A 2,017-nucleotide genomic window follows, 5' to 3' on the forward strand; every position below is an offset into this window, starting at 1 on the left:
TAATTATTTTAAAATTTAATTAGTCTTGTTCAGCGAATTTTTTCTTTTTCGCTGCACGCTCACGCTCATTTTTATCAAGAAGCTTTTTACGTAAACGAATTGATGTTGGCGTAACTTCACAGTACTCATCATCATTTAAGTATTCTAAAGATTCTTCAAGCGTCATAATACGTGGTTTTTTCATTGTTGTTGTTTGGTCTTTATTTGCTGAACGAATGTTAGTAGCATGTTTAACTTTAACAACGTTTACTGATAAATCATTATCACGGTTGTGTTCACCAACAATCATACCATCATAAACATCTGTTCCTGGCTCAAGGAAAATTATACCACGGTCTTCTAGACCCATAATTCCGTATGTTGAAGCTTTACCAGTTTCCATTGATACTAATACACCTTGACGACGTCCACCAACTTGACCTTGAATAGCTGGTTGGTAGCTATCGAATGAATGATTAATGATTCCATAACCACGAGTTAAAGTTAAGAACTCTGTAGTATAACCAATTAATCCACGAGCTGGTACCATAAATGTTAAGCGAACTTGGCCGTTACCATTATTCACCATATCTCTCATTTCACCTTTACGAGCACCCATTGATTCCATGATTGAACCAGTATATTCTTCAGGAACGTCAATTTGAACATGCTCAACTGGCTCACATCTTACACCGTCAATCACACGAATGATAACTTCTGGTTTTGAAACTTGAAGCTCATATCCTTCACGACGCATGTTTTCAATTAGGATTGATAAGTGAAGCTCTCCACGTCCACTAACGATCCATACATCAGGAGAATCTGTATTTTCTACACGTAAACTTACGTCTGTTTGAAGTTCTTGTAATAATCTTTCTTCAATTTTACGAGAAGTTACAAATTTACCTTCACGACCAGCAAAAGGTGAGTTATTTACTAAGAATGTCATTTGAAGAGTTGGCTCATCAATACGTAAGATTGGAAGTGCTTCTTGGTGTTCAGCAGGACATACTGTTTCACCAACGTTGATATCTTCCATACCAGATACTGCTACTAAGTCACCAGCTTTTGCTTCTTGGATTTCAATACGTTTTAATCCAATGAATCCAAACATTTTTGTAATACGGAATTGTTTAACTGATCCATCAAGTTTCATTAAAGCAACTGATTGACCAACTTGCATTGTTCCACGGAAAATACGTCCGATACCGATACGTCCAACATAGTCATTGTAGTCTAATAATGTTACTTGGAATTGTAAAGGCTCTTCACTATTATCGATTGGAGATGGAATGTGCTCAATAATTGTATCAAATAAAGCATTCATATTTGGTTCTTGTTTAGCAGGATCAGACTCTAAGCTAGAAGTTCCGTTAATAGCTGATGCGAATACTACAGGGAATTCTAATTGATCTTCATCTGCACCTAATTCGATAAATAAATCGATTACTTCGTCAACTACTTCATCAGGACGTGCGAAGTCACGGTCGATTTTATTTACAACTACGATTGGTGTTAAATGTTGTTCTAAAGCTTTTTTCAATACGAAACGAGTTTGTGGCATACATCCTTCATATGCATCTACAACTAAAAGAACACCATCAACCATTTTCATGATACGTTCTACTTCTCCACCAAAATCGGCGTGTCCAGGAGTATCCATGATGTTAATACGTTTACCTTCGTATTGGATTGCAGTATTTTTAGCTAAAATTGTAATTCCACGTTCACGTTCTATATCATTAGAGTCCATTGCACGTTCATTAACGTTTTCGTTTGAACGGAATGTACCTGATTGTTTTAATAACTCATCAACTAACGTTGTTTTTCCATGGTCAACGTGCGCAATAATTGCTATATTGCGTAAATCTTCTCTTTTTTTCAAAATATATTCACTCCTAAAATGTCTACACATCTATTTTCATTATTAACTAAAACATTATAGCACATGCATACGGAAATATATCAAGAAAATGTTTAATCAAAAATATAAATTATTAATAAATATTTAGTAAAGTTTTATTTTTTTCAAATTTAC

1 protein-coding gene is annotated in these 2,017 nt (G+C 34.7%); it reads right to left on the reverse strand.

The window, feature by feature from the left end; genetic code table 11:
• Positions 1 to 19: 19 nt before the first annotated feature.
• The gene (gene typA / locus CN514_RS24270; protein WP_176526063.1) at positions 20 to 1,864 is read right to left on the reverse strand and encodes a translational GTPase TypA; all 1,845 of its coding nucleotides are present in this window, start codon (positions 1,862 to 1,864) and stop codon (positions 20 to 22) included.
• Positions 1,865 to 2,017 lie beyond the last annotated feature (153 nt).

Source organism: Bacillus sp. AFS001701, assembly GCF_002559405.1.
Taxonomy (GTDB): Bacteria; Bacillota; Bacilli; order Bacillales; family Bacillaceae_G; genus Gottfriedia.